Raw genomic sequence first — 26,357 nt, 5'->3', positions numbered from 1 at the left:
TCAGTAATGCACAACAACAAGATGGAAAAAGTTTTAATGCCCATTGCGACTAAATTAGGCAACAATGTGGTGCTGAGATCTTTACGTGATGGATTCTTAATTATCATGCCATTGATTATTGTTACTTCAATTTTTCTGTTAATTGGTAACTTTCCAATTCCCGGTTGGAGTGAATTTTGGACGCATATTTTAGGTTCCAAATGGGACGATTGGTTTTCCGCAGTTTCCAATTCGGTCTTTAATTTCACAGGCATTTTATCATGCATGGGGATCGCTTATGCTTACGGTAAAAATCGCGGTTTACAAGCCATTCATTCGAGTGTCATTGCCATTATTTCTTTTCTAATTTTGACGCCTACAACGGTGAAGACGGGTAAGACAATGGTTAGTGCCGTGCAAACGATGTATTTGGGACCAAACGGTGTCTTCCTAGGAATTTTTATTGCGTTAATTAGTGTAGAAGTTTATCGTTTTGCTGTTAAACGTGGTTGGCGAATTAAAATGCCTGACGGTGTGCCACCAGCTGTGGGCCAATCATTCGATGCTTTAGTACCGAGTGCGTTAGTCATTTTGCTGTTCTTTTTGGTGCATATCATTTTTAGTTTGACCAGTTTTAATACAGCTTATAACTTTATTTATACATTGTTGCAGTTACCATTAAAACATGTTGGCAATTCGTTACCGTCGGTTTTGTTATATAACTTTTTGGCGAGCTTACTATGGTGCTTTGGGATTAATGGGCCAACGATCACTAACTCGGTTTGGCAACCCATCTTTTTCGTTTTAACACAGGATAATTTAACAGCATTTAAAAATCATGCCGCATTACCGCACATTTTTACGCAACCATTTATTGATATCTTTACGACTTATGGTGGCGGGGGCAGTACCTTGTCTTTATTAGTTATTATGTTGTTTATCTGTCGGTCTAAACGCATTAAAGAATTAGCTAAATTAGCGATTGTCCCGGGGATTTTTGGAATTAATGAACCGATAATCTTTGGTTTGCCAGTTGTTTTGAATCCAATTATTTCGATTCCCTTTATTGTTGTGCCGACATTAAATACCTTGATTTCTGGACTAGTGTTTATGGCTGGTTGGGTACCACGAACCAATGGCGTGCAGTTACCTTGGACGACGCCACCAATTATTTCTGGCTGGTTAGCAACCGGTAGTTGGAAAGGCTCAGTTTTACAAATTGTTGAAATCATTTTAGGAATTTTAATCTATTATCCGTTTATTAAAATGCTAGATAAGCAGTACTTGGCAGAAGAAAAGTCCGCACAAGCAACGGATAGTGTAGATATTGATTTTAGTGAAGTTTAATCTCAGATTATCAATTTTCAGCTGCTAAGTATTCAACCAGTACGCTATGTGGTGCCGATCGCTTGGAAAAAATTTAAAGCTGAGTGGTGGATAAATAATTCGTTGCAATTATTTATCCACCACTTTTTGTCTAATAAAAAAGATTATAGATTTCTTAAGTCGGAGGCTATTTGGCCGTTAGATGTCGCAGCCCCAAATTGACAATTTTTCATTAATATTTAATTTATTTAAATATTTTCTCTTCACGATTAACTATTACACCGTTATAATGAGATTACTTTAAAGGAGAATAATATATTAGTTAGAGTTTGAATAGTCTTGTTGATGTTGAGTTAATTCAGAGATTACTTAAATCAAAGATAGATTATATTGAATGAACTGTTTGTCGTTTGAGTAAATCCGCTAAAACGGTATTTAAAGCAGGGTAGGTTTTTAATTTGAGGGGGCGACCGAAAATGAAGAAGACAAAGGTTTTGAGTGGGGCATTTTTAGCTGGGAGCTTATTGATTGCGTTAGGAACAACGAATCAACAGAATGTCCAAGCTAAAAATTATAGCTATAAAGTTATTACCGTAAAGAAAGCTCCATATGCGCAACTGTATGACAATGATATGGAGGCCATTCCCCAGGCCATTAATGATAAGTCTGATTGGCGCGTTGGTAAAACTAAGCAAGTTGACGGTACTTACTACTATCAAGTAGCCGATGATGAATGGGTTAATAGTAGCGATGTGAAACCCAACTTTGATAAAAATGGTAAAGTTAATAGTTCACGCGGTAACACTTCAGGTAAAAAGCCGACAGGTTACAGTTATAAAGTGCACCGTGTAATTAAAGGCAAGCATATCCATGGCAAAGTAGATTTTAAAGTGGAGGGTTACTAAAATGAAAAAATCAAAAGTTTTGAGTGGGTTATTAATTGCTGGGGGATTACTTATTTCGTTAGTAACAACGAATCAACAACAAGTTCAAGCTAAAGACTATAGCTATAAGGTTGTTACCGTAAAGAAAGATCCATATGCTCAATTGTATGACAATAACATGCAGTCAATTCCACGGGTTATCATGAATAAGTCCGATTGGCGGGTTGGTAAAACTAAACAAGTTAATGGTACTTACTACTATCAAGTAGCCGGTGATGAATGGGTAGCCGCTAATGATGTGAAGGCTAACTTTGATCCAGCTACAGGTAAGTTGAATCAAAAGCTAATTGGCACAATCAATAGTACAATCACATCTATTTACGACAACCAAGGCAACAACACTTACGATGATGGTGTTAACTTAGCTTATCAATCACAATGGACAGTTGGCAAAGTTGTTCGCAACTCTCAAGGACGCTTATTCTATCAAGTAGCACCTAATATGTATGTTCGTGATGATGATATGACCTTGAATGTAACACCTAATAACATCAAAGATGTGCCAAACTTTGGTTTGAATGGTAAGCCAGCAACCACTGTTACTGCTCCAAGTTCTAGCTCTAGCTCCAATAGCAGTAACAAACCAACCGGCTACAGTTACAACGTAGCTCGGGTAATCAGAAGTAATGGTGCTAAGATTTATGATCACAATGGAGTATCTACCAGTTCCAGTGTTCCAGCCAACTCAGATTGGCGCGTGTTAAGAACATTCGAAATGAACGGTGGCCTCTTCTTTGAAATTGGAGATAATGAGTGGCTAAACGCCAACGACTGCTCAACCAACTTTACACCAGTAGCTTCTAATACTGGAAGTTCATCAACTAACGGTGGAGCAGCAGCCAATACTGGCAGTTCATCAAATAGCAGTAACAGTAATAGTTCTTCTAATACAGGTAGCTCCAGTTCTTCCAGCAATGGTTCTAGTCATCATTCAACATCACCAGCTGATGATATGACTACTAATATTGCTCCTCATGAATCAGCTGCTGCTTATCAACAAGCTGTTGTAGATTCTTTCAACGCAAAACGTGCTGCTCAAGGATTACCAGCATTAACAATCAACTCTAAGTTAACGCAAGCAGCTACGATTAGAACTACTGAACAATATAATGATCCAACTGAAAATGAGAATACTACTACTGGTTCACGTCCAGATGGATCTGGTATCTTCTCTGTGTTTAGTGAAGTCGGATATAATTGGAGTTATGCTCGTGAATTGAATTTCTTGTTGTCTGATAGTTATTCTGATTTAACACAATTGAACACGCCTGATAAAGTAGCTAAAGCTTTAACGTTACTATATGAAACTGCTCCCGGATATTCTGATGATTATATGTCACCACAAGCAAAAGAAATTGGGGTTTCTATTAGATATTCTGACAAACCCGGTTTACATGATAAAATTTATACAGTAATTGAAATTGGAGCTCCTCGATCAGATGAATAATTTAATGTAAAAAAATTAGAAAGCTCAAAGGCTTGACACAACTAGTGTTGAGCTTTTTTTGTGCCCAAAATAAAAAACAAAGAGCGTGTTTGAGAGATTTATTCGTGGTACAGATTAAGGAGGTGGTGCCTATGTCGGTTTATTAGTGTTTCAAAATTTTAAAGAAGAGGAGAGATTTTTATGAAAAATTACGTGCCATTGAAAAAAGTCCTTGATTTCCGAGGACTTTTGGCTCATTTTCTTTTGGTAATATTGTATACTGCTATACAAGCAAGTATGAAGATTCCAAAAGGTAAAGAAATTGATAGAGACAAGGCTATGGTTCACCTCCTAATCATTACTTAAGAGTGATTGGTTCTTATTAATGATCAGCTTTAATTTTATCACACTAGTTAGCTGTGTTATAATAACTACTGGTAGAGATGAGGTTATGAGTTTACTTTTTAAATTAGCTGGAGTGATTACCAGTTTTGAAAGTGATCTTTGAGCCTTAGGCCTTCTGGAATATCTAGAAGGCTTTTTTTGTGCCCTGAAGAACAAAATTTATTATATGATTGGTTGGGAAAATTGTTATGGTTTTTAGCTATTAGTGGAACAGACTGTTTTAAAGCAGTTGGTGAAATAAAAGATTGCTTAAATTAGTTGGGGTTAAATGTTTTACGGTCAGACGACTTTTTGAAACGCAACCAGAAAAGTTTTGAAAGGTGGATTCATGGTTAACTTGTTTGAACTAATTAGTTTCTTCATGATTTTGCCTTAGCAATTTTTCAGATGGTTTTTTTAGCTTTGCAAAGATTTTTAATTAATATTTTAAATAAGAGGCTGGGACAAAAAGAACCAGCCTCTTTTTGTGTCCGAAATTTTAAACTCAAGAGATTTAATCTTAATAAAGATTAAGAAGACTGCTCCTAGACTACAAGGAATATTCGCATTGTTTACGCTGTTTTCAAAGTCAGAAATTGTTGTTTAACTATTTTCAGCACTAAAGTAAAAGCTCGAATTTTTATGTGATGCAGTTAGTACTCAAATTTTTTAATTAAAAAATGCGTAGTTTACTTTAGAATCATGGTATGCTTAAGCAATACTGAAAAGATTTTTGAAGGAAAAGTTATGCGAAAAAAAAGTAAAAGCAGAGGTTCTAATTTAAGTTTTTGGCTGATTGTCATCATTATTGTAGCGGTGGTGATTTTTGGCAAAGGTCGAACACCCAATAATGCGGGCCAATCTGCCCAAGATATTAAGGTTGTTAATCATGATAATTTAGTGAACTTACAATTTAATATTCATAAATATCCCCAAAATTATGCGATCTTATTAAACAATCAACCTAATTTTTCGGTGAATACTAAAAAACAAATTACGCGGATGCAACAAGAACGTTTGCAGTATTTGCAGGCCGGTAATGATCAACAAGAAACTAATTATCGCGGTTTTGATTCGTTGGGTCGGACACGTGAGGTTAGCAGTTTTGTTCGGTATAAAGATGTGGTCAAACATTCCTCACGAGTAATGCAACGCCCATCGTTTAGTCCAACTGCTAAAATATCGGGTGAATATGCTGACGGTCATTATGATGAACAACAACAGCGTTGGTCGGGGACACGTTCCAATAATCGAATTGTGCAGCTATCAGGTTATCGTGGCTATATTTATAATAAAAGTCATTTATTAGCGTGGTCATTAGGCGGTTCGATGGATAGTGATAATATTGTTCTGGGAACACGGGCTCAGAATGTAGGAACGAATAATAATAATGATCCCGGAGGCATGGCTTATGCGGAAACCAAAGTCCGCAATTTCTTATATAATCATCAAGACGAAGTTGTCTTTTATAAAGCTATTCCAGAATATGTTGGTAATGAATTAGTGCCACGTGGAGTGCAAGTTCAGGCACAAGCGATCAAAGATCCCAACGCTTTGACGATTAATGTTTGGACGTTTAATACCCAGGCTGGTGCAGCTATTAACTATACAACTGGTCAAGCCAATACGCAGTAAGTTAACAAAATCCTAATTAAAACAATCTTAGACGAAAGTGTGAGATTGTTTTTTTAATAAAATAATTTTAATGGTCGTAATTCCGTAAAAAATTGTGTATTCTAATATTATTGAGGAGGATTTTATGTTAAAACTAGCACTGATTGATATTGGTTCTAATTCGATTCGGATGGCGATTTATCAAATTAAAAATCAACAAGTATCTCAAGAAATTCAACGTTATCGAGAATTTGTGCAACTGGCCAAAGAGATGACGAATGATGGTTGTATTAATGATGCCAATTTTAAAGCGGGGGTGGCAACATTAAAACAATTTCGTCAAATCTTAGATCAAAATCATATTACAAAAATCATTGCGACGGCGACCGAAGCCATTCGGCAAGCCAAGAATCAAGCTGCCTTTTTGCAGGCTGTCAAACAGCAAGCTCAGATCGATATTCAAGTGTTAAGCGGTTATCAAGAAGCATATTTTGATTCTTTAGCCATTCAAAAAGCTGTTGATGAGCCTAACTTTCTATTCTTAGATATGGGGGGCGGCAGTTTTGAATTAGGAACAGTATTAAAGCATCAGCTAGTTCAAGCACATAGTTGGCCTTACGGCGCCGTTAAACTATACGATCGTTTAGGACAACCGGATTGTTTGACGGTGCTGCAACAACAACAACTGCAAACTTTGCTAGATCCGTGTTTACAAAAATGTCATAGTGCACAGCTACAACAATTAGTGGTTATTGGTGGCGTTCACCGCGCCTTGTTTGAAGTCATGCAACTACCGGCCAATCAGTGGCAGCCAGCGAGTGTTATTCTACGCTGGATTAAGCGGATTCAACATAATAATTTAGCAGCTAATTCAGCACTAACTAATATGGAATTTGCGCGGGCGCCTTTTATGCCGGTGGGGTTAATGCCCTTAAAAGCGATTATTCAAAAATTTAATATTCAACAAATCAATTTTTGTTCGTATGCTTTGCGTGATGGAATTCTGGTGGACTTTTTACAACAAAAAAAGAAGTCGCCGAAAAGTTAAAATAGCTTTTGGCAGACTTCTAGGGTAGAAAATATTATCAAAAAACGTTTGAAAAATTATTTTGGTCTTGTCCTCTGGTCAGTTACATAATGCTAGTGCTTGCGCCAGAAATTAACCGCGGTATGGCAGAATCAGTTTTTGGTGTGCTAAGACGTGACCAGCCATAGCGTGTAATAACTCGTTGAGCCAAAAGCCATTGTCGAGTGGTAACACTTGATCTAGCGCATAAACGCGTAATTCGTATTGGTGAATTCCACTAGGCGGAGTCGGACCATGATAAGTTTGATTGAGCTGGGGGTTAGTCTCTCCTAAAAGCGAACCTGCGGAGGAATTTTTGCCTTGAATCATTTGTGGTAACGGATGCTGACTCGCATCTTCAGGAATTTGGGTGACACGGGGGTCAATGTTCGCAGCACTCCAATGAATCCATTCAAAACCACATACTGGAATAGAATCGGGATCTAGGAACGTTAATGCTAAAGATTTGGTAAGCGTAGGTACATCTTGAATGGTAATTGGAAAAGATTTAATCGGATTCGAACCATTCATTAATTCATCCAGTGGGGCAAATTTGCCATACTTTTTAGGTAATAGTCCCTGGACTAAGGGCACACTGATTTTCATGCGTAAGACTTCCTTTGCAACAATGTTATAATAAGTACAATTATTCTTGCTTAAATTGTAGCAATTTTAAGGCAGAAAGCAACTAAATCACTAAGTCTAAGATGATTGAAGAGAACAATGATGCAAATTACAGAATTTGAACCGGCAGTACAAACTTTATATCAGCAAGTCCAAGCTCAAACTAAAAGTAATATCAAGTTGCGTTTGAGTCAACGCCATGAAGCTTGGTTAGCTTTTGATCAATCAGGTCACCGCATGGATCAGCAGGGGAATTTAGAAATTATTCTAGCGCATTCTCAAAATCTAAATTTTACTTTAGCACATGAATTGCGGCACGTTTTGTTAGAAATGACCATTGCGCCCCAGGTTGATTTTTTAGTTACAACTACCGAGCCGGAGTTTGATCGCCAATTACAATTAACGGCGCGAACTTTAATTGGTGCCGTAGAGCATGTGGCTTTAACTAAACAACAACTAGCGGCTGGCGAGATTACACCGGCAGTAAAAGCTGCTTTTGTTAAAGGAATCCAGCAACATTTGCAGCATATCAGTGATCCCATCTATCAAACTTTACAGTTACTGGATGGTTTGGTTTTTGGTTTAGCTGAGGAACTAGCTTCCTATGCGGATCAGTTACCGCAAGCTTATCAAAAGGCGCAACAACTTTGGCAAGTAGCTAGTCAACATTTTAAAACTACGATGCTGGGCTTGCGGCGCAATGAGATCGCCATCTTGCAAGAGTTTAATACTATTTTACAAGCGCAAGGCTATCAAGCTTTGCCCTTTAGCGATTTTGTTACTTTTGAGCCGTTACTAAGTGCGCGGCAATTACGGCTCAATGTGGGGCAAATTTTTCAATTTAAGCGGGTCGATTTTTTGGATTTACAAACGAAAAAGCCCGCAGTGTTATTAGTTGATCAACGTGATTTACAAAATTGTGGTACTGTCAAAGACTTTAGTGGTCAAGCCTTGCTGCCTGAAACTTATCTCCAAGTTTATCAACAACCTTTACAAACTTTTCTTCAGCTAAAGCATTTGGCCTATCATTTGCGTTAAGGAGGTTATATGATGCAGGATTTACAAACAATTATTGATCAAGCTCATTATGTTACGTTTTTAACGGGAGCCGGCGTTTCGACAGCGTCGGGAATTCCAGATTATCGGTCGAAAAATGGCTTGTATTCTGGTTCCGGTCACAAGCGTCCGGAAGAATTACTAAGTCACGATTATCTGATGAATCATCCCGCTGATTTTTGGCAATTTGTCAAACAAAGTTTGTACTTTCCACAAGCTAAGCCCAATGTCATTCATCAAAAAATGGCAGTAATTGCGAATCAAAAGGGCAAGGTTGTCACACAAAATATTGATGATTTAGATTTAAAGGCGGATAATCACGAATTAGTGCAGTTTCACGGAACCTTATACCAAACAACTTGTTTAAAGTGTGGTCAAAAAGTTGACTGGCATGATTATTTAATAGACTACCATCATCAAAATTGTGGCGGAGTGATTCGCCCGGATATTGTCTTATATGGCGAACCAATTGCCCAAATGGCTGTTCAACAAGCAGTTTTGGCTGTTCAACAAGCTGATGTTTTAATTGTGGTGGGTACAAGTTTTCAAGTTTATCCGTTTGCGGGATTAATTCAATATCGCAAGCCTCAAGCACAATTGGTTGCTGTTAATAAGACACCACTTGACGTGGGGGCTGATGGAATTATGATTACCGCAGATGCTCAGCAAATTTTTGCACAATTAAATTAAGAAGCGCGCAAGTTTTCCGCATTTTGATAAGGTATAATAAAGAAGTTGGGACAAGCTTCTGATTGTGGAAGCACTATAAAAGCGACTGTTTAGCTTAAATAAAATCGTCATCTTTAAAGCAAAGACTAGATCGCCAATTTGAGTGAGACTGGAAGCAATAATGACGTCCACATGAAGATTAGAATCAAACTGTTGAGCAGGAGAGTATTAACCAGAGTACATTTTAAAGGTCAAATGGGTTTTGCAGAGTAAATGCTGGAAAGTACAATGGTGAACTTTTGAAATGTACTACGGATTTAATGCTCGTTTTGTTCTCAATAAAGGATAGTTATCTGTCAATCTCAATGTTTGAGCGTTACGTTCACAGTCGTTTTTTAAATCCAGATAATCATGTTAATTATTTAAGCAATTTAGTAATCATTTAGAAGAAATGGGGCAGATCAATGGCACAACGACCAACATTTTATATTACAACACCAATTTATTATCCATCAGGGAAGTTAACGATTGGCAATTCTTACACGACTGTTGCCGCGGATACCTTAGCACGTTATAAACGTTCCCAGGGCTTTGACGTGTTCTTTCTAACTGGCACCGACGAACATGGGCTCAAGATTGAGCAAAAAGCTGAAGCTAAGCACATGCAGCCGCAAGCTTACGTGGACGAAATGGCGGTAGGTATTAAAAAATTATGGCAATTACTCGAGATTTCCAACGACAAATTTATTCGGACTACTGATCAGCAACACGTGGCTGCAGTCCAACAAATTGTTCAAAAATTAATTGACAGTGGCGATGTCTACTTAGGTGAATACATTGGCTGGTATTCCGTCGATGATGAAGAGTATTTTACTGAATCACAGTTAGCCGAGGTCTATCGTGATGAAAAGGGTCAAGTTATTGGTGGTAAAGCACCGAGTGGTCATGAAGTCCAGTTAGTCAAAGAACCGTCATATTTCTTTAAGATGAGTAAGTATGCTGATCGTTTATTGCAGTATTATGAGGATCATCCGGACTTTATCCAACCGGATAGCCGTAAAAATGAAATGATTAATAACTTCATTAAGCCCGGGCTAGAAGATTTGGCTATTTCCCGGACGAGTTTTCATTGGGGTGTACCGATCCCGAGCGACCCTAAGCATGTGGTTTATGTCTGGATTGACGCGCTCTTAAACTATATTACAGCTTTAGGCTACGGTACGGCTGATCAAACTTTATTTGATCGCTACTGGCCAGCTGATGTGCATTTTGTCGGTAAAGAAATCGTTCGTTTTCATACCATTTATTGGCCAATTATTTTGATGGCTTTGGACTTACCATTACCTAAACAAGTTTTTGGTCATGGTTGGTTATTAATGAAAGATGGCAAGATGTCTAAGTCTCGTGGCAATGTCGTCTATCCAGAAATGTTAGTGGAACGCTATGGTTTAGATGCTTTGCGGTATTATTTAATGCGCGCCATTCCGTTTGGTAGTGATGGAGTGTTCACACCCGAAGACTTTGTACACCGCATTAATTATGATTTGGCTAACGATTTAGGTAATTTATTAAATCGTACTGTGTCAATGATTAATAAATATTGTGCGGGACAAATTCCCGATTTAGTGCTGGGGCAAACTGCCGTTGATCAAGATTTAGAGCAAGTAGTAGCTAAAACTATTGCCGATTATAATCAAGCCATGGATCAATTTGAATTTTCGACGGCCTTAGATATTACCTGGACTTTGATTTCGCGGACTAATAAGTACATTGATCAAACCCAGCCTTGGGTTTTAGCCAAAGATCCTGCGCAAAAAGCGACTTTAGACAATGTGATGGCGCATTTAGCTGAAGCTTTACGGATTATTGCCATTTTAATCAGTCCCGTAATGACCCATGCGCCCCAAAAAATCTTTGCACAACTGGGCTTTAATTGGAAACAGGATAATGAGATTGAATTTGGCCATTTGCCGAAGAGTCAAGTAGTGGCTAAACCAACCCCAATTTTTCCACGGTTAGATTATGATGAAGAAGTTGCTTATATCAAAGATACAATGCGTCAAGAACAACAAAAAGCGCAAGCTAGTGGGACGTTGAAAGTGACTAAATCTGCTGCCGCTAAGAAGAAACAAGCCCAAACTAAATCCGAGATTCAAATTGATGATTTTAACAAAATTCAAGTCCAAGTAGTGGAAATTTTGGCTGTCCAAAAAGTTAAGGGTGCTGATCGCTTACTCCAATTTCAATTAGATGATGGCAGTGGTCAAACACGGCAAATTATTTCAGGAATTGCCGAATTTTATCCAGAACCACAACAATTAGTCCATCAAAAGGTTTTAGCAATTACTAACTTGAAACCACGGAAAATGCGTGGAGAACTGAGCCAAGGCATGCTACTTTCTGCTGAACATGCTGGACAGGTACAGTTAGTAACAGTTCCAGCTAACTTAGTTAATGGTTCCAGTGTTGAATAATAATGAGGTTATAATTTGAAAATATTTGATTCCCATACGCATCTAAATGATGATCCTTTTTGGGGGCAAACGCCTGCTTTTTTACAGCAAGCTCAAGACTTGGATGTGGTAGAAATGGCGATTGTGGGCTCGAACACGCAGCTAAATGCACGAGCTTTGCAATTGGCCCAAAGTTACCCCCAACTTTTTGCAGTGATTGGCTGGCATCCTGAAGATAGTGCTCATTTTGATGCTGCCGCGCAAAAAAAATTACTACAGCAGCTGCAAGACCCACGTGCCATTGCGATTGGTGAAATTGGCTTAGATTATCATTGGGAGCAAAATCCGGCTCCGACAATTCAACAAGCGGTTTTTATTCAACAATTGCAATTGGCTCAGCAATTACACTTGCCAGTCAGCATTCATACGCGGGATGCGCTGGAGGATACCTATGCGATTTTAAAACAGCATTGGCCCGCACATGGTGTGATTATGCATAGCTTCAATGGCAGTTTAGCTTGGTTGGATAAATTTTTGGCTTTGGGGTGTTATATTTCTTATAGTGGTGTGGTTTCTTTTAAGAATGCGCCTGAAGTACGAGCCGCAGCGATACAAACGCCACTGGAGCGTCTCTTGGTTGAAACCGATGCGCCATATTTGACGCCGGAACCGCACCGCGGAGAAATGAATCAACCAGCTTTTAGTCGTTTTGTGGTTGAAGCCGTGGCCAAGTGCCGGCAAGAAAGTGTGGCAACCATTGCGGCGCAAACATATCAAAATGCACATGAGGTTTATGATTTAAATGGAAAAAATTAAAGAAGTCATTGTTGTGGAAGGGCGTGACGATACGGCCCGCCTTCAACAAGTTTTTGGTAACGCGATTGATACGATTGAAACCAATGGCTCGGCAATTAATGATGAGACGATTAAGTTGATTCAGCAAGCGCAGGCCAAGCGGGGCGTGATCGTGATTACCGATCCCGATTTTAATGGTGAACGTATTCGCCGAAAAATCGTGGAACAAGTTCCCGGTGTCAAGCAAGCTTTTTTACGCCGGCAAGATAGTGTCCCTGCTAATCGTCACGGGAGTTTAGGCTTGGAACATGCGAATGCCCAGGTTATTAAACAGGCGTTGCAATCCGTCTTTACCACCGATCAAGCTGCAACTAATTTAATTACGCAACAGGACTTATTAGATTGGCATTTGATTGGCGCTAAAGAGTCCAGACATTTACGTGAGTTGGTTGGTGATGAGTTGCATATTGGTTACGCCAATGCTAAACAATTTTTACGGCGGTTAACAATGTTACAAATTACACCCCAGCAGTTAGCGCAAGCGGTGCAAAAGGTTCAAGGGAGTATTCATGGTAGTTGAAAAGTATGATATTGCTGATCCATTACGGACACAAGCAATTTTAAATCAGTATCAAATTCATGCTAAAAAAAGTTTAGGACAAAATTTTTTACAAGAGCCTACGGTAATTGATCAAATTGTGGCCAGTGCTCAGATTACGCCGGGGGATGTGGTTTTAGAAATTGGTCCGGGAATTGGGGCGCTCACGCAACAATTGGCGAAAGTGGCGCAGCATGTTTATGCGTTTGAGTTAGATGCGGATTTGATTACGCTGTTGCAGGAAAATTTGGCGGATTATCATAATTTAACAATTATCCAAGCTGATTTTTTGCAAGTTGATTTAGCTAAATTTGTGCAAACCGAACATTTAACGCAAGCTAACTTGAAGGTAGTTGCTAATTTACCGTACTATATTACGACGCCTATTTTATGGAAATTATTGCAAGCGCCAGTGACTTTGCAGCGTTTAGTTTTGATGATGCAAAAAGAAGTTGCTCAAAGAATTACTGCGACTCCAGGACACCGTGAGTTTGGTGAATTAAGTGTTAATGTCCAGACTAAAGCGACCGTGAAAATTGAACAACTGGTTGATAAAAAAGCTTTTGTGCCCCAACCAAAGGTGGATTCCGCTGTGGTTAGTTTAGATTTAGCACAACGTCCTGATTACCAAATTGATGATGAAGTTTGGTTTGAACGAGTTGTGAAAGCAGCTTTTCAGCAAAAACGTAAGAATTTGTGGAATAATTTGTTAGTATTAGTGGGTAAATCGCCGGTTAATAAGCAAAAACTAGAAACGGTGTTTACCAACTTGAATTGGCAACATCAAGTGCGAGCCGAACAGTTAACGATTGAACAATTGGAGCAATTAACACAACAGCTAAAACAACAATTTGCCTAAAAGTGCTGTTTTTTAGCTAAAAAATTGAAATTTTCATTGTTTAATGGTAGAATTTGTGCTAAAGGGGTTGAGTTAATGCCAATAACATTTGATTCTATTAAACGTACATTGGATAATCACTTGGGCGAAGGAATTACAGTTGTTGCCCAAGTTGGACGTAAAAAAGTTACTCGCCGCCACGGCAAGTTAGCTGAAACATTTCATTCTGTTTTTGTAGTTGATTTGGATCCAACAGAAAATTCATTTGAACGTGTTTCTTATAGTTATGCTGATTTGTTGACTAAATCAATTGAATTGTCATTTGATTAGATTGTCTTGAGGACAATCTTTTTTTATGCTTTTTTTACAGTAATACATGCCAGTTTTTGCCGATAACACTGGTCTTATGTTATAAAAAATAAAAAATGCCCGTCAACTTTTTCCAGTTGTACGAACATTATTTGAGTAAATTTTGTGATCTGATCGAATTATTGGTCAGTTGGCACCCTGTGATTTCTCGCGAATAGTTGCCGCGGAACTTTCTAATTGTGCTTGCTCTTGGGGAGTAAGTTGCAGCTCAATGGTTTTGATTACGCCATCGCGCCCCACAATCGCCGGATATGACATGTAAGTGTGATATTTGTCTTGATAACTAGAAATAGGTAATTCACTTTTGGCATCACTTAAAATGGTTTTAATAAGACGAATCGCTGCCGCTGTGACGCCATAATTAGTATAATGCTTACCCTGGAAAACAGTCGCACCACCGAATTTAATGGTCTCATTAAGGTCAGCCAATTTCCAAGGGGCATTTTGAGCTAAGTCAACAATCGGTTGTTCTAAAACTTTGACAGTTGACCAAGCTGTAAATTGAGAATTGCCATGCTCACCTAAGGTGAACCCTTGAACAGAACGGGGATCAACATCGAACTTTTGGGCCACGACTTTTTTCATGCGCGCAGTGTCTAATAGTGTGCCGGTGCCCAGCACGTGCTTTTTAGGCAAACCAGTTAATTCTTGGTATAAACTGGTTACTGCATCAACAGGATTAGAAATGACAATTAAAATCCCGTCAAAGCCACTGTTTTTAATAGCATCGGTGATTGGTTGCAATTGTTCTTTATTGTACTTTAATTCTGCAAAGCGATCACCTTTGGCGGTCAATGAAATCTTTCCTAAGGTGCTGACAATGATTTGAGCATCTTTTAAAGCGGCATAGTCATTAACCGTGATATTCACATGATGGTCAAGGTTAGCCATGGAATCTTCAAAATCTATTTTATCCGCGTTAACTTTAGCTTCATTTGTATCAATTAAGACTAAATCATTAACTAAGCCAGTAATCACTAAATGATGCGCTAGAGTGTCACCAACATGACCATCACCGATAATTCCAATTTTCACTGACATAATAAATTACTCCTTTTGAATTAGATAGATGATTGAGTACCAAGCAAAATTTTAATAAGTTGCGCCAAAGAACAGGTACCTAAGCACTATCAGATTGAAGTGGGGGATGACAAGCTGGTGCTTTAGCAATACTTGTGATCGGTTACACCCACCTTTTCCATTATAGATGTTTGGCAATAATTATTGGTAATTAATTTGGTAAAGTTGTGCCAAATTCTTATCAATAGATGAATCATTGATGTCTGCTAAAAGGTACTTTGTTTCAAAATGTTCGGTTTCTCGGTATAATATTAATAAAAATAGAATTTAAGTAGGTATATTTCATGAAAATTCGTCGTAGTGAACGTTTAATTGATATTACGCATTATTTAGAGCAACGACCATATCAGTTAGTTCCGCTGACTTTTTTTGCGCAAAGGTATCATTCGGCCAAATCTTCCTTGAGCGAAGATATGACGATTATTAAGCAGGCCTTTTTGCACGCACATATCGGCTTAGTAGAAACAGTGCCGGGAGCCGGTGGTGGAGTTATTTTTACACCCGGAATTGATCAAGCGACAGCTCAAAAATATTTAACAGAATTAAAAGAGCAGTTAGCTGATGCCCAGCGGATTTTACCTGGCGGCTATTTATATTTGTCAGATCTCTTGGGGAATCCGACAATTTTGGATAAAATAGGTCAATTAATTGCGACGCAGTATGCGAAGCAAGACATTGATGCCATTATGACGATGGCCACCAAGGGCATTCCGATTGCCCAAAGTGTTGCTGAATACTTAAATGTGCCGTTTGTGATTGTTCGCCGCGAGTCCAAGATTACAGAAGGCCCGACTTTAAGCGTTAACTACACAGCTGGTTCCTCCGATTATGTGGAGAAAATGGAATTATCAAAACGTAGCTTAGCGGCAGGATCGAAAGTCTTGGCGGTTGATGATTTTATGAAGGGTGGCGGAACGGTGTTAGGCATGGAAAATTTGATTCAAGAATTTTCCGGTCAGTTGATCGGAGTAACTGTTTTAGTTGAAGTTCGAGAACCAACCATGGTTAAGACACAGGCAACTTCCTTATTCCAAATTCAACCGTTAGCACATCAAGATCAACAAGTGCAAATTTCGTTAGGCAACTATTTAGAACGAACGGACTTCAGTCGCTTTGAAACAAAAGATTGAGTGCTCTAAAACAATAATGTATGATTGTATAGGTAAAGATTTATAAATTTAGTGAAGTGAAGGAATTTTCATGTCTGAACGTTTTACGGTAATTTTGGCTGCTGGTAAGGGCACAAGAATGAAGTCCCAACTTTATAAAGTGTTGCATCCAGTTTGTGGACGGGCCATGGTCGACCATGTGCTAACGCAAGTCGAGCAAATTCATCCCAGCCAGATTGTCACGGTCGTGGGTTTTGGTTCTCAACAAGTTCAAGAACTATTACAAGAACGTACATCTTATGCTTTGCAAAAAGAACAGTTAGGCACTGCTCATGCAGTTTTGCAAGCTGAGGAATTATTGGGAACTAAAAAAGGTACAACCTTAATTATTAGTGGTGATACACCTTTATTTACTGCTGCTACTTTAGAAAAGTTGTTTGCTTTTCATGAACAAAATCAAGCTGGGGCCACAGTGTTAACGGCCCAAGCCCCGGATCCTTTTGGTTATGGTCGGGTAATTCGGGATCAAAATGATCAAGTTTTACGGATTGTAGAACAAAAAGATGCAACGGTTACGGAACAAAAAGTACAAGAGATTAATACTGGTGTTTATTGTTTTGATAACCAACAATTATTTACTTATTTGCATCAAGTGAATAATGATAATGCTCAAGGTGAATATTATTTGCCAGACGTTATTGGGATGATGCAAGCTGATCACAAGCGGGTGTTAGCGTACCAGATGGCTGATTTTTCAGAGTCTTTAGGCGTTAATGATCGCGTGGCATTGGCCCAAGCTACTAAATTAATGCAGCTGCGGATTAACCAAAAATTAATGCGTTCGGGAGTGACGCTAACGTCTCCTGAACAAACTGCGATTGATGTTGATGTCCAAATTGGTCCGGATACAACCATTGAAGGCGGTGTAGTCATCAAAGGCCAGACGAAGATTGGTCAAAACTGCTATATTACGAGTGGCTCCAGAATTGTTGATTCAACGATTGGTGATGGCGTAACAATTACTAGTTCTACTTTGCAAGAAGCAACGATGGCAGATCAGAGTGATATTGGACCACATTCACATCTCAGACCCCAAGCACATATTGGTCAACAAGCGCATGTTGGTAATTTTTGTGAAGTCAAAAAGGCAACTTTGGGGGCCCGCTCTAAGATGGGGCATCTGAGTTATTTAGGCGATGCCACTGTTGGCAGTGATGTTAACATTGGTTGTGGCGTGGTTTTCGTAAACTATGATGGTGTCCAGAAATGGTCCACTGAGGTAGGCGATCATGCCTTCATTGGTAGTAATTCGAATTTAGTGGCACCATTAAAGGTGGCCGATCATGCGTTTATCGCTGCTGGTTCCACGATTACCAAGGACGTGGCCTATCACGATTTAGCTTTAGGGCGTGCTCGGCAAGTTAATAAAGCTAATTACTGGTCGCATTTGCCAGTAGCTGATGATCAAAGTTGGAATGATTAATTGATTAAAAGAAAGTTGAGAAAATAATGTCTACACTGAGAGCTAATAGTCCCATGAAAATCTTTGCGTTGAATTCTAATAAACCTTTAGCAGAAAAGATTGCTAAAGAAGTCGGAGTACCATTAGGTAAGTCTTCGGTCAAACGTTTCAGTGATGGAGAAATTCAAATTAATATTGAAGAAAGTATCCGGGGTTCTGAAATTTTTATTATTCAATCAACCTCCGCACCAGTCAATGATAATTTGATGGAATTATTAATCATGATTGATGCTTTACGCCGCGCTTCAGCAGCGATGATTAATGTGGTCATTCCTTATTATGGCTATGCCCGTCAAGATCGCAAAGCGCGGGCGCGAGAACCAATTACCTCTAAATTGGTGGCTAATATGTTACAAACTGCGGGGGCTGATCGGATCTTAGCTTTAGATTTACATGCCGTCCAAATTCAAGGCTTTTTTGATATTCCTGTTGATCATTTAATGGGGGCACCATTATTAGCTGACTATTTCTTAGAAAAGGGTCTTGATCAAGATGCTGTCGTGGTTTCACCCGATCATGGTGGCGTAGTGCGGGCTCGGAAATTAGCCGAATTTTTAAAAGCACCGATTGCGATTATTGATAAGCGCCGTCCGCGACCAAATGTATCCGAAGTGATGAATATCATCGGTGATGTGAAAGACAAACGGTGTATCATTATTGATGATATGATCGATACGGCCGGAACAATTTCGTTAGCGGCCCAAGCGTTAATGAATGCGGGTGCGAAGGAAGTCTACGCTTCTTGTACACATGCAGTGTTGTCAGGTCCGGCAATTAGTCGTTTAGAAGAGTCACCAATTAAGCAAGTGATTGTAACGGACTCTATTCAATTGCCTGAAGAAAAGAAAATTGATAAAATGGTCCAAATTTCGGTGGCACCATTGATGGGTGAAGCCATTAAGCGGATTTATGACAATGCGCCAGTTAGTCCATTATTTAAAACTAGATTTAAACGACACTAGTCATTAACCTAAGGCTGGGGAACAAGGTATTAATCAGTTTACTTTTCCAGAATAGTAGTTTAACTGGAATAAATATCTGAATTCCAGTTCTTTTGACATAATGTTGGTAATAAAAAAAGCTATGACCACGGTTTGTTCTTGATTGCTCAAGAAACAACTGTTGCCATAGCTTTTTAAATGTTATCACTTATTTAGTTTAAGAATGATTTTGCTTTTGTAAAAGATCACGAATTTCTTGTAAGTACTGGACTGATAATGCATCATTACTCGGCTGTTCTGGTTCTGCTTGAGCGTGTGGTTTTTCTAACGCGTTTAATCCTTTGACAATTAAAAAAACGACAAAGGAAATAATCAAGAATTCAATGACTGCATTTAAAAAATCACCCACGCGAAACATTCCCAATTTGATAGACGATAAATCAATTTTTCCTAAAAACAATCCAATAAAGGGATTCAGGATGTATTTAGTTAAGGCGCTGACAATTTTATTGAAAGCTCCGCCCACAATTACCCCTACGGCCAAGTCCACGACACTACCGCGTGCAATAAATTCTTTAAATTCTTTTAACATGAACACCAAACTCCTCTTTGCCAAAAGTAGGGTCACAACTAATAATTCAAAGTTGAGATGAGCGTATTGAGGTGGTTTTTGAATAGCAAACCGTCTTTATGATCCCAACTTTTTGTTAAGTAAACCCTCTTCTTAATCATAGCTAATCTTGCAAAGAATTGTTACGAATATGACTTTGAAATTCGCTTAATGCGGCTTTAAAGGTGGAACTTTGCGGATCAGCGAGCATTTCTTTAGGAAAATAGAACCGATGATCGCCACTGACACGACCGCTGAGCGCCTTGACAATGGGACTGACTGTTGAGAGTTCTTGCAAGGTGCCATCAGGCTGCATTAATTCAATCTGAGTTTTGGGTTCTTTAGAAGACGGGTCATATAAATCATAGGGCAAATCAAAACTGTTGTTAACCGCAGTATAAAAGTTGGGATCAAAACCAGCCGCTTCAACGAGAGCTTGCATTTTGGCAATTAATGGTGTTTGTTGTTCGGTAAAGGTAATTGATTTAAAAGGAATCCGATCGAGAAAGTGGTGCGCTAAATTCCGTAAAATTGCATCCGGGTGCTCCCGCCATAAATTAAAGTAGGTGTTGAGAGCATCGTCATCTAAGCGCACATAATCTTGAACGCTTATCTGATTTTCAAAGAATGGAATGAGTAAACTGGGCGTTTCTAAACCAACGAGTTGGCTATTCTCATAGAGAAATTTAGCTCGGTGTAACAATTTAGTCAGCACGACTTCCATCCCCCGAGAAACCGGGTGAAAATAAACTTGTTGATACATCTGAAAACGCGAGACAATGTAATCTTCAATGGCGTGCATGCCCCCAATGTCAAAGGCAATTCCGTTTTGGTAAGGACGAATGACCCGCATAATGCGCGTTAAATCAAACATGCCATATTGGGTACCAGTAAAGTAAGCATCCCGCAATAAGTAATCCATGCGGTCAGCATCAATTTGACTAGAAATCATTTGGACCACCTGAGCGTTGGGGTAGGTTTTGGCAATTACGCTGGCAACTTGTGCGGGAAATTCCGGACTAACTTGACGCAAGACTTGATTAACCTGAGTTTGTGGCGAAGTAATAATCTGTTGGGTCCATTGTTCGTGATCAGTATGAAAGATATGTTCAAATGTGTGAGAATAAGGTCCGTGTCCGATATCATGCAATAAAGCAGCACATAAAGCCACTAGGCGCTCGTGATCATCCCATAAACCATCACCAGGATGTTGGGTGGGATAATTTTGTTGAAAAGAATCACAAATTAAACGCGTAACTTCGTAAACGCCAACACAATGTGTGAAACGTGAATGTTCAGCACCATGAAAAGTAAATGAGGTGGTTCCTAATTGTTTGACACGGCGCAAGCGTTGAAATTCTGGGGTATTGATTAAATCTAAAATAATGCGATAGGGGACGTGAATATAGTTATGAACTGGATCGCGTAAAACTTTTTCGCGGGGTAAAAAATCAATTTTATTCATGTAGACTCTCCTTGATGATATGATTTAAACGTTGTTGTTGTTCTAATTTGGCATTCATAGTAGCAGTATAATTTGGCAATTGTTGCAGCTGGGCGGGAGTAATATCTGAAATTGTAAATTGTTGTTGACAAACTTGCAATAATTGGTGTTTAAACAGCATGACACTCAGCTCGTTAGCTGTCAAAGCTGCTAATGTGTTCATTGTCTGTGGATCAACATCTGGATAAACATCGTTGTGTGCTTGATTAGCTAATTGATAAAATTGCTGAATAATTTGCCCACGCTTGAACTGGTCACCGTTGATTGAAATATAGGCCATAATGGCTAAACTTTGGTGTTGGCGCCGTTGAGCAATACCGGCAAATTTTTGATGATTAATGACTAAATCAAAATTACCTGGACAGTAAGAATTTTTAACCTCGTAATGTGTTAGGTTGATGTTTGGCAAGCAACCTTGAATTAAGTCCAACATTAATTCATAGCCTTGATCAATTGAGAATTTCTCTGCATTGGGCAATAGTAAACTAATATTTAAGACACCAGGATCGCTCACAACTGCTAAACCACCAGAGTTGCGAATGATTAAGTGATAATTTTGTTGATTTAAGTAACGCAAACCATTCGCAAAATGATCCAAATGTTTATCGCGTAAACCACAAATCACTGTCGGACTAGTTTGCCAAAATTGGAGCAAGGGCTGCTGAATTGTTTGGCAGTAATCTAAGAGATAATCAGTCTCTGGAAAAATAGTTTGAATTTGCGTCGGTGTTTGATAATTGACATCATAAATTAATAATTTTTTTTCTAGCATAATTTTCCTCACAATTTAATAAATAGCTTATAATAAGTACAGTCAAATAAAACGAGGTGAATAATGTGGAACGAACTGCTCAAGATATTCAAGTGCAATTAAAAACGCAGGTTATACAAGAAGGGCAAGTTCATAATTATCGGGTTGATCAAACCGGACAAGCGGTGATTATGGGTGATAAACTATATATTCGTTACCAGGAATCACCAAAAGAACAAGAAAATATTAAGGTGATTGTTAAAATTGCCACCAATAATCAAATCACGATTAAGCGCCAAACGGGTGAACACTTAACCACGAATATGATGTTCGACCAACAAAATGATCAAGCTTTTAATTATATGACAGAGTATGGTCAAATTCCGTTAGTATCACATACTAACCAGTTGCAAGTGGCAGTGTCGAAAATGCCGTTATCGGGTAGTGTGCACTTAGATTATTCACTGCATTCAGGAACTAATTTGGTGGGAGATTACAAGTTACAATTGATTTTTAGTTAAGTAATCTGTAATATTAGAACTAGACTGTTGAAAGAGGTTGGAACCAAAGTTGCTCACGAGTTGAGCATTCTATAACAGATAGTCGTTTGAAGTTTTGGACCTTCCTGGTGCAATTGGCAGGAATGAAGAGGTAGTTCAGGACTTTTTGAAACGTTATTGACAAGCGGTGTTTTTAATTGTCTCAATTATAAACATCCTCTTTTGGTTCCATCCACGTTGAAAGGACGTGTACGTAGTTGGCTTTAGAACTCAAACAATTCGATGGCGAAGACAAAAAAGATTTGTCCATGATCGAAGTAGCGCACGCAATCTTGGAACAAAAAGGCTCAGTGCTCCCCTTTGCGGATATTGTGAATGAAATCCAGCAATTCATGGGTAAAAGTGATAGCGAGATTCGTGAACGGTTACCGCAATTTTATACAGATTTAAATGATGACGGCGGCTTTATTTCTTTAGGTGAAAATGTCTGGGGACTACGTACGTGGTATCCTTATGATTCTGTTGATGAAGAAGTCAACCATCCTGAAGATGCAGATAATGTTAAAGCACCGACGTTAAAACGCGTTAACGCTTTCTTGGATGATGAAGACGATGACGATGATGTCATTGACTATGATGACGATACCGTCGACACAGGTGATGATGACGAGGAAGACTCTAATGATCACACGCCAGATTTATCGAAGTTTTCACATCAAGATCTAACTTTTGGCAATACGGATGATAGTGACATCGATGACGATCCGACTGATGATTTGCAGGATGGTATTGAAGGCGATCTGAGTGAGTTTTCTGATGAAGACGATGACGATGATTCTGATGCTGAATAAGCACAGTCATTATAACATAGCCTAAATCTAATTTGACAAGATATTTAATTCATTGTAAAATACCGCTTGGGCACTTTACAATGTGCAATAAAGGCTCTCTGTTCTTATAGAATAGGGAGCTTTTTTAGTTTTGAATGGAAGCTGATTGACAAAGAGACTTCTGCTTTTGTTTCTGGCTTTCGTTTAAGGTTTAAATCATTAATCTTTCCCTCAATTAATTTTCAAAGGAGTAAATTGAATGACCAAATATATTTTTGTCACTGGTGGTGTTGTTTCGTCTTTAGGCAAAGGGATCGTCGCTTCATCTTTGGGACGTTTGCTAAAAAATCGTGGCTTGAAGGTGACTTTACAAAAGTTTGACCCGTATCTCAACGTTGATCCAGGAACGATGAGTCCATATCAACACGGAGAAGTTTTTGTCACAGATGATGGTGCGGAAACTGATTTGGATTTAGGTCATTATGAACGCTTCATTGATAATGATTTGAACAAATATTCCAACGTCACAACTGGAAAATTGTACGCCGAAATTCTACGCAAAGAACGTAAAGGTGAGTACAATGGGGCTACTGTCCAAGTGATTCCACACGTAACGAATATGATTAAAGAAAAGATTATGCGGGCTGCTACAACCACGGATTCAGATGTGATCATTACAGAGGTTGGGGGCACAGTCGGCGATATTGAATCTTTACCTTATTTAGAAGCTTTACGCCAAATGAAATCCGAAGTAGGTTCGGAAAATGTAGTTTATATTCATACAACGTTGGTTCCTTATTTACGCGCCGCTGATGAAATGAAAACTAAGCCGACACAGCATAGTGTCAAGGAATTACGGGGCTTGGGTATTCAGCCTAATATTTTGGTTGTGCGGACAGAAAAGCCAATTTCACAAGGAATGCGCAATAAAATTGCTTCATTTTGCGATGTTGATCCTGAAGCCGTGGTGGAATCGATGGATGTACCAACACTTTATTCAGTACCTTTGAATTTACAAAAACAAAATCTGGACCAAATTGTCTGTGATTACTTGCATTTAGATGTCCCACAAGCTGATATGAGTGAATGGAAGAAGCTAGAACAGCGGGTATTGAACTTGAAGCATCAGACTAAAATTGCTTTGGTGGGTAAATACGTTGATTTAAAGGATGCTTACATTTCCATTAATGAAGCTTTGAAACATGCTGGCTTTTGTTTTGACACCGATATTGGCGTCGTGCGGATTAGTGCGGAAGAAGTAACCAAAGATAATGTTGCTGAAAAATTAGCAGGTGTCGATGGTTTAATTGTTCCTGGTGGGTTTGGTACCCGTGGTTTGGAAGGAATGATTCAAGCAATCCAGTATGCCCGTGAAAATGATTTGCCATTTTTGGGAATTTGCTTGGGTATGCAAATGGCTAGCATTGAATATGCTCGTAATGTGGCTGGAGTTAAAGATGCTACTAGTGGTGAAGTTGACGAAAATGCGCCGCATAAAGTCATTGATTTAATGGCGGATCAAAAAGACGTGGAAGATATCGGTGGAACTTTACGATTAGGTTTATATCCTTGCAAGTTAAAACCGAATACCTTAACAGCCCAGGCTTATGCCGGCCAAAGTGTGATTCAAGAACGTCATCGTCATCGTTATGAATTTAATAATGATTATCGAGAATTATTACAAGATAAAGGTTTAGTTATGTCTGGGGTTTCGCCAGATAATCATTTAGTAGAAATTATTGAATTGCCGAAGAATAAATTCTTTGTGGGGACACAATATCATCCAGAATTTCTGTCGCGTCCGAACCGCCCAGAACCAATTTTTAAAGAATTTATGAAAGCTGCTAGCAACTTGTCCGAAATAGACTTTTAAAGACCAATAATAGGTGTACTTTGCGTACAGTTTATATTATTATTTTATAGTGGGATTTATTATTATTGATAACTGACCATCACTATCTCGTGTATTATAAAATAATGATAATAATCTATTGAGGCAACGACTAACAAAGAAGGATTGAAAATTATGGCAGAAATGGTTATTCATGGGGGAAAAAGACTTTCCGGATCAGTCACTATTGGTGGCTCTAAAAATAGTACAGTAGCAATTATTCCCGCGACCATTTTGTCAGATACGCCGGTCGTTTTAGATTCTGTACCGCAAATTAGGGATGTTTATAACTTAATGGATCTATTACAGGAAATGGGCGTTAAATCACAGTTTAAAGATGAAGTTTTAAAAGTTGATCCAACTGCGATTTTTCCGATTTCTTTATCACATAGTAAAGTTAATAGTTTACGTGCATCTTATTATTTTATTGGTTCTTTATTAGGACGATTTGGCAAGGCAGTGGTTGGTTTTCCTGGTGGGGATGATATTGGTCCGCGGCCGATTGATCAACATATTAAAGGTTTTAAGGCTTTAGGTGCGCAAGTATCTGAAAAAGATCATTGTATTGTCGTTGAAGCGCCTGAAGGTTTACATGGAGCCCGGATTTTCTTGGATATGGCTTCAGTGGGAGCCACTATTAATATTATTTTGGCTGCTGTCAGAGCACAGGGAACGACCATCATTGAAAATGCTGCTAAAGAGCCTGAAATCATTGATTTGGCAACATTTTTGAATAATATGGGTGCCAAAATTCGGGGTGTGGGTACACAAACTATTCGTATTACGGGTGTGCAAAGTTTACGCGCCACTAATGCGCACACGATTATTCCCGATCGGATTGAAGCCGGAACTTATTTATCCATTGCAGCGTCAATGGGTGACGGTATTTTAATCAAAAATATTATTGCGGAACATTTAGATGCTTTTTTGGCTAAAGTTCAAGAGTTAGGTGTCCATATTGATGTTCGCGAGGATAGTATTTTTGTCTATCCAAACAGTCAATTGAGTGGGGTGGAAATCAAGACCAGTCCTTATCCGGGTTTTGCCACTGATTTACAACAACCCTTGACTCCTTTATTGTTCCGTGCCGATAGTAAAAGCACGATTATTGATACCCTTTATCCGAAGCGGACACGCCACGTCCCCGAATTAATCAAAATGGGTGCGAATATTAAAGTTGTCGAAGGCAAAATTGAAGTAACGCATACTGATGATTTAATTGGCGCTGAAGTAACTGCAGAAGAAATTCGTGGTGGTGCTAGTTTGATGGTGGCGGGACTGATGGCTTCAGGCACGACAGTCATTCATCAAGCTGAAAATATCATGCGGGGTTATGACCGAATCATTACGAAATTACGCAATTTGCGCGCTGATGTTTCCTATAATGGAAAACAAGAATTTTAATATCGGACAGTCAGCTGGTTGCGTCCTTATTTGTTTAGTGCTATCATAACAAGTTGTTAGTCAAATTAATCTCT

At 38.9% G+C, this 26,357-nt stretch carries 25 protein-coding genes; 20 read left to right on the top strand and 5 right to left on the bottom strand.

Going from position 1 to position 26,357, the window contains the following annotated elements; all coding sequences use genetic code 11:
* Nucleotides 1–6 precede the first annotated feature (6 nt).
* The 6 genes from AC3B5S_RS03385 (at nt 7) to AC3B5S_RS03360 (ending at nt 6,721) form a co-directional block, all read left to right on the top strand.
* Nucleotides 7–1,326, top strand: a complete 1,320-nt coding sequence (locus AC3B5S_RS03385; RefSeq protein WP_489757085.1) for a PTS sugar transporter subunit IIC — start codon at nt 7–9, stop codon at nt 1,324–1,326.
* Nucleotides 1,327–1,781: 455 nt separating this feature from the next.
* Nucleotides 1,782–2,210 (top strand): hypothetical protein, encoded by a 429-nt coding sequence (locus AC3B5S_RS03380; RefSeq protein WP_489757086.1) that lies wholly within the window; start codon nt 1,782–1,784, stop codon nt 2,208–2,210.
* Between the two features lies 1 nt (nt 2,211).
* On the top strand, nt 2,212–3,696 hold the full coding sequence (locus tag AC3B5S_RS03375; RefSeq protein WP_489757087.1) for a CAP domain-containing protein: 1,485 nt from the start codon (nt 2,212–2,214) through the stop codon (nt 3,694–3,696).
* Nucleotides 3,697–3,876: 180 nt separating this feature from the next.
* Nucleotides 3,877–4,041, top strand: coding sequence for a hypothetical protein (locus AC3B5S_RS03370; protein WP_489757088.1), 165 nt, complete (start codon nt 3,877–3,879; stop codon nt 4,039–4,041).
* Between the two features lie 765 nt (nt 4,042–4,806).
* A complete protein-coding gene (locus tag AC3B5S_RS03365; protein WP_489757089.1) occupies nt 4,807–5,694 on the top strand; it encodes a DNA/RNA non-specific endonuclease in 888 nt (295 codons plus the stop codon).
* A 124-nt stretch (nt 5,695–5,818) separates the two neighbouring features.
* Nucleotides 5,819–6,721 (top strand): Ppx/GppA phosphatase family protein, encoded by a 903-nt coding sequence (locus AC3B5S_RS03360; protein ID WP_489790065.1) that lies wholly within the window; start codon nt 5,819–5,821, stop codon nt 6,719–6,721.
* Between the two features lie 111 nt (nt 6,722–6,832).
* Here AC3B5S_RS03360 and AC3B5S_RS03355 read toward each other — a convergent pair whose 3' ends face one another.
* Complete coding sequence (locus AC3B5S_RS03355; protein ID WP_489757091.1) at nt 6,833–7,345, bottom strand: YbhB/YbcL family Raf kinase inhibitor-like protein; 513 nt, start codon at nt 7,343–7,345, stop codon at nt 6,833–6,835.
* 120 nt (nt 7,346–7,465) lie between these two features.
* On the opposite strand from AC3B5S_RS03355, the gene AC3B5S_RS03350 reads away from it, so the two are divergent.
* The 7 genes from AC3B5S_RS03350 (at nt 7,466) to AC3B5S_RS03320 (ending at nt 14,102) form a co-directional block, all read left to right on the top strand.
* Nucleotides 7,466–8,401 carry a hypothetical protein gene (locus AC3B5S_RS03350; protein WP_489790064.1) on the top strand — a complete coding sequence of 312 codons (936 nt, stop codon included), beginning with the start codon at nt 7,466–7,468 and terminating at the stop codon, nt 8,399–8,401.
* 12 nt (nt 8,402–8,413) lie between these two features.
* Nucleotides 8,414–9,109: an NAD-dependent protein deacylase gene (locus tag AC3B5S_RS03345; RefSeq protein ID WP_489790063.1), complete on the top strand. Its 696-nt coding sequence runs from the start codon at nt 8,414–8,416 to the stop codon at nt 9,107–9,109.
* A gap of 443 nt (nt 9,110–9,552) precedes the next feature.
* Nucleotides 9,553–11,562 carry a methionine--tRNA ligase gene (gene metG, locus AC3B5S_RS03340; RefSeq protein ID WP_489790062.1) on the top strand — a complete coding sequence of 670 codons (2,010 nt, stop codon included), beginning with the start codon at nt 9,553–9,555 and terminating at the stop codon, nt 11,560–11,562.
* 15 nt (nt 11,563–11,577) lie between these two features.
* Nucleotides 11,578–12,357 (top strand): TatD family hydrolase, encoded by a 780-nt coding sequence (locus AC3B5S_RS03335; protein WP_489769221.1) that lies wholly within the window; start codon nt 11,578–11,580, stop codon nt 12,355–12,357.
* Nucleotides 12,344–12,916 carry a ribonuclease M5 gene (rnmV, locus tag AC3B5S_RS03330; RefSeq protein ID WP_489757096.1) on the top strand — a complete coding sequence of 191 codons (573 nt, stop codon included), beginning with the start codon at nt 12,344–12,346 and terminating at the stop codon, nt 12,914–12,916. Before AC3B5S_RS03335 ends, rnmV begins: the two co-directional genes overlap by 14 nt.
* Nucleotides 12,906–13,793 carry a 16S rRNA (adenine(1518)-N(6)/adenine(1519)-N(6))-dimethyltransferase RsmA gene (rsmA, locus tag AC3B5S_RS03325; RefSeq protein ID WP_489769220.1) on the top strand — a complete coding sequence of 296 codons (888 nt, stop codon included), beginning with the start codon at nt 12,906–12,908 and terminating at the stop codon, nt 13,791–13,793. The genes rnmV and rsmA overlap by 11 nt, the downstream gene beginning before the upstream one ends.
* Before the next feature lie 75 nt (nt 13,794–13,868).
* Nucleotides 13,869–14,102, top strand: a complete 234-nt coding sequence (locus AC3B5S_RS03320; RefSeq protein WP_489757098.1) for a Veg family protein — start codon at nt 13,869–13,871, stop codon at nt 14,100–14,102.
* 165 nt (nt 14,103–14,267) lie between these two features.
* Here the strand turns inward: AC3B5S_RS03320 and AC3B5S_RS03315 are convergent, their stop codons facing one another.
* The gene (locus AC3B5S_RS03315; protein ID WP_489769219.1) at nt 14,268–15,182 is read right to left on the bottom strand and encodes an L-lactate dehydrogenase; all 915 of its coding nucleotides are present in this window, start codon (nt 15,180–15,182) and stop codon (nt 14,268–14,270) included.
* A gap of 323 nt (nt 15,183–15,505) precedes the next feature.
* Here AC3B5S_RS03315 and purR point away from each other — a divergent pair, with 323 nt between their 5' ends.
* From purR to AC3B5S_RS03300, 3 genes are all read left to right on the top strand, one after another.
* Nucleotides 15,506–16,351, top strand: a complete 846-nt coding sequence (purR, locus tag AC3B5S_RS03310; protein ID WP_489757100.1) for a pur operon repressor — start codon at nt 15,506–15,508, stop codon at nt 16,349–16,351.
* Nucleotides 16,352–16,421: 70 nt separating this feature from the next.
* A complete protein-coding gene (gene glmU, locus AC3B5S_RS03305) occupies nt 16,422–17,813 on the top strand; it encodes a bifunctional UDP-N-acetylglucosamine diphosphorylase/glucosamine-1-phosphate N-acetyltransferase GlmU (RefSeq protein ID WP_489790061.1) in 1,392 nt (463 codons plus the stop codon).
* 26 nt (nt 17,814–17,839) lie between these two features.
* On the top strand, nt 17,840–18,814 hold the full coding sequence (locus AC3B5S_RS03300) for a ribose-phosphate diphosphokinase (RefSeq protein ID WP_489757102.1): 975 nt from the start codon (nt 17,840–17,842) through the stop codon (nt 18,812–18,814).
* 196 nt (nt 18,815–19,010) lie between these two features.
* Here the strand turns inward: AC3B5S_RS03300 and mscL are convergent, their stop codons facing one another.
* From mscL to AC3B5S_RS03285, 3 genes are all read right to left on the bottom strand, one after another.
* Nucleotides 19,011–19,385: a large conductance mechanosensitive channel protein MscL gene (gene mscL / locus AC3B5S_RS03295; RefSeq protein ID WP_489757103.1), complete on the bottom strand. Its 375-nt coding sequence runs from the start codon at nt 19,383–19,385 to the stop codon at nt 19,011–19,013.
* Between the two features lie 142 nt (nt 19,386–19,527).
* On the bottom strand, nt 19,528–20,868 hold the full coding sequence (locus AC3B5S_RS03290) for an HD domain-containing protein (protein ID WP_489774745.1): 1,341 nt from the start codon (nt 20,866–20,868) through the stop codon (nt 19,528–19,530).
* Nucleotides 20,861–21,679, bottom strand: coding sequence for a lipoate--protein ligase family protein (locus AC3B5S_RS03285; protein ID WP_489774746.1), 819 nt, complete (start codon nt 21,677–21,679; stop codon nt 20,861–20,863). Before AC3B5S_RS03285 ends, AC3B5S_RS03290 begins: the two co-directional genes overlap by 8 nt.
* Before the next feature lie 65 nt (nt 21,680–21,744).
* Here AC3B5S_RS03285 and AC3B5S_RS03280 point away from each other — a divergent pair, with 65 nt between their 5' ends.
* The 4 genes from AC3B5S_RS03280 to murA all read left to right on the top strand — a co-directional run bounded on the left by AC3B5S_RS03280 (nt 21,745) and on the right by murA (nt 26,283).
* Nucleotides 21,745–22,179, top strand: a complete 435-nt coding sequence (locus AC3B5S_RS03280) for a YwiB family protein (RefSeq protein WP_489757106.1) — start codon at nt 21,745–21,747, stop codon at nt 22,177–22,179.
* Between the two features lie 287 nt (nt 22,180–22,466).
* The gene (rpoE, locus tag AC3B5S_RS03275) at nt 22,467–23,009 is read left to right on the top strand and encodes a DNA-directed RNA polymerase subunit delta (RefSeq protein WP_489757703.1); all 543 of its coding nucleotides are present in this window, start codon (nt 22,467–22,469) and stop codon (nt 23,007–23,009) included.
* A gap of 238 nt (nt 23,010–23,247) precedes the next feature.
* On the top strand, nt 23,248–24,861 hold the full coding sequence (pyrG, locus tag AC3B5S_RS03270) for a CTP synthase (protein ID WP_489790060.1): 1,614 nt from the start codon (nt 23,248–23,250) through the stop codon (nt 24,859–24,861).
* Nucleotides 24,862–25,014: 153 nt separating this feature from the next.
* Entirely contained in the window at nt 25,015–26,283 is a 1,269-nt protein-coding gene (gene murA / locus AC3B5S_RS03265) for a UDP-N-acetylglucosamine 1-carboxyvinyltransferase (protein ID WP_489757108.1), read from the top strand.
* Nucleotides 26,284–26,357: the final 74 nt, after the last annotated feature.

It is taken from the genome of Bombilactobacillus sp. ESL1094, assembly GCF_058107425.1.
This window is presented reverse-complemented; position numbering and strand designations above follow the sequence as displayed.

What these genes read in the sequence shown, in the direction of transcription:
- AC3B5S_RS03385 (WP_489757085.1), top strand. Translation starts at nt 7, where the DNA reads ATGCACAACAACAAGATGGAAAAAGTTTTAATGCCCATTGCGACTAAA.
- AC3B5S_RS03380 (WP_489757086.1), top strand. Translation starts at nt 1,782, where the DNA reads ATGAAGAAGACAAAGGTTTTGAGTGGGGCATTTTTAGCTGGGAGCTTA.
- AC3B5S_RS03375 (WP_489757087.1), top strand. Translation starts at nt 2,212, where the DNA reads ATGAAAAAATCAAAAGTTTTGAGTGGGTTATTAATTGCTGGGGGATTA.
- AC3B5S_RS03370 (WP_489757088.1), top strand. Translation starts at nt 3,877, where the DNA reads ATGAAAAATTACGTGCCATTGAAAAAAGTCCTTGATTTCCGAGGACTT.
- AC3B5S_RS03365 (WP_489757089.1), top strand. Translation starts at nt 4,807, where the DNA reads ATGCGAAAAAAAAGTAAAAGCAGAGGTTCTAATTTAAGTTTTTGGCTG.
- AC3B5S_RS03360 (WP_489790065.1), top strand. Translation starts at nt 5,819, where the DNA reads ATGTTAAAACTAGCACTGATTGATATTGGTTCTAATTCGATTCGGATG.
- AC3B5S_RS03355 (WP_489757091.1), bottom strand. Translation starts at nt 7,345, where the DNA reads ATGAAAATCAGTGTGCCCTTAGTCCAGGGACTATTACCTAAAAAGTAT.
- AC3B5S_RS03350 (WP_489790064.1), top strand. Translation starts at nt 7,466, where the DNA reads ATGCAAATTACAGAATTTGAACCGGCAGTACAAACTTTATATCAGCAA.
- AC3B5S_RS03345 (WP_489790063.1), top strand. Translation starts at nt 8,414, where the DNA reads ATGCAGGATTTACAAACAATTATTGATCAAGCTCATTATGTTACGTTT.
- metG (WP_489790062.1), top strand. Translation starts at nt 9,553, where the DNA reads ATGGCACAACGACCAACATTTTATATTACAACACCAATTTATTATCCA.
- rnmV (WP_489757096.1), top strand. Translation starts at nt 12,344, where the DNA reads ATGGAAAAAATTAAAGAAGTCATTGTTGTGGAAGGGCGTGACGATACG.
- rsmA (WP_489769220.1), top strand. Translation starts at nt 12,906, where the DNA reads ATGGTAGTTGAAAAGTATGATATTGCTGATCCATTACGGACACAAGCA.
- AC3B5S_RS03320 (WP_489757098.1), top strand. Translation starts at nt 13,869, where the DNA reads ATGCCAATAACATTTGATTCTATTAAACGTACATTGGATAATCACTTG.
- AC3B5S_RS03315 (WP_489769219.1), bottom strand. Translation starts at nt 15,182, where the DNA reads ATGTCAGTGAAAATTGGAATTATCGGTGATGGTCATGTTGGTGACACT.
- purR (WP_489757100.1), top strand. Translation starts at nt 15,506, where the DNA reads ATGAAAATTCGTCGTAGTGAACGTTTAATTGATATTACGCATTATTTA.
- glmU (WP_489790061.1), top strand. Translation starts at nt 16,422, where the DNA reads ATGTCTGAACGTTTTACGGTAATTTTGGCTGCTGGTAAGGGCACAAGA.
- AC3B5S_RS03300 (WP_489757102.1), top strand. Translation starts at nt 17,840, where the DNA reads ATGTCTACACTGAGAGCTAATAGTCCCATGAAAATCTTTGCGTTGAAT.
- mscL (WP_489757103.1), bottom strand. Translation starts at nt 19,385, where the DNA reads ATGTTAAAAGAATTTAAAGAATTTATTGCACGCGGTAGTGTCGTGGAC.
- AC3B5S_RS03290 (WP_489774745.1), bottom strand. Translation starts at nt 20,868, where the DNA reads ATGAATAAAATTGATTTTTTACCCCGCGAAAAAGTTTTACGCGATCCA.
- AC3B5S_RS03285 (WP_489774746.1), bottom strand. Translation starts at nt 21,679, where the DNA reads ATGCTAGAAAAAAAATTATTAATTTATGATGTCAATTATCAAACACCG.
- rpoE (WP_489757703.1), top strand. Translation starts at nt 22,467, where the DNA reads ATGATCGAAGTAGCGCACGCAATCTTGGAACAAAAAGGCTCAGTGCTC.
- pyrG (WP_489790060.1), top strand. Translation starts at nt 23,248, where the DNA reads ATGACCAAATATATTTTTGTCACTGGTGGTGTTGTTTCGTCTTTAGGC.
- murA (WP_489757108.1), top strand. Translation starts at nt 25,015, where the DNA reads ATGGCAGAAATGGTTATTCATGGGGGAAAAAGACTTTCCGGATCAGTC.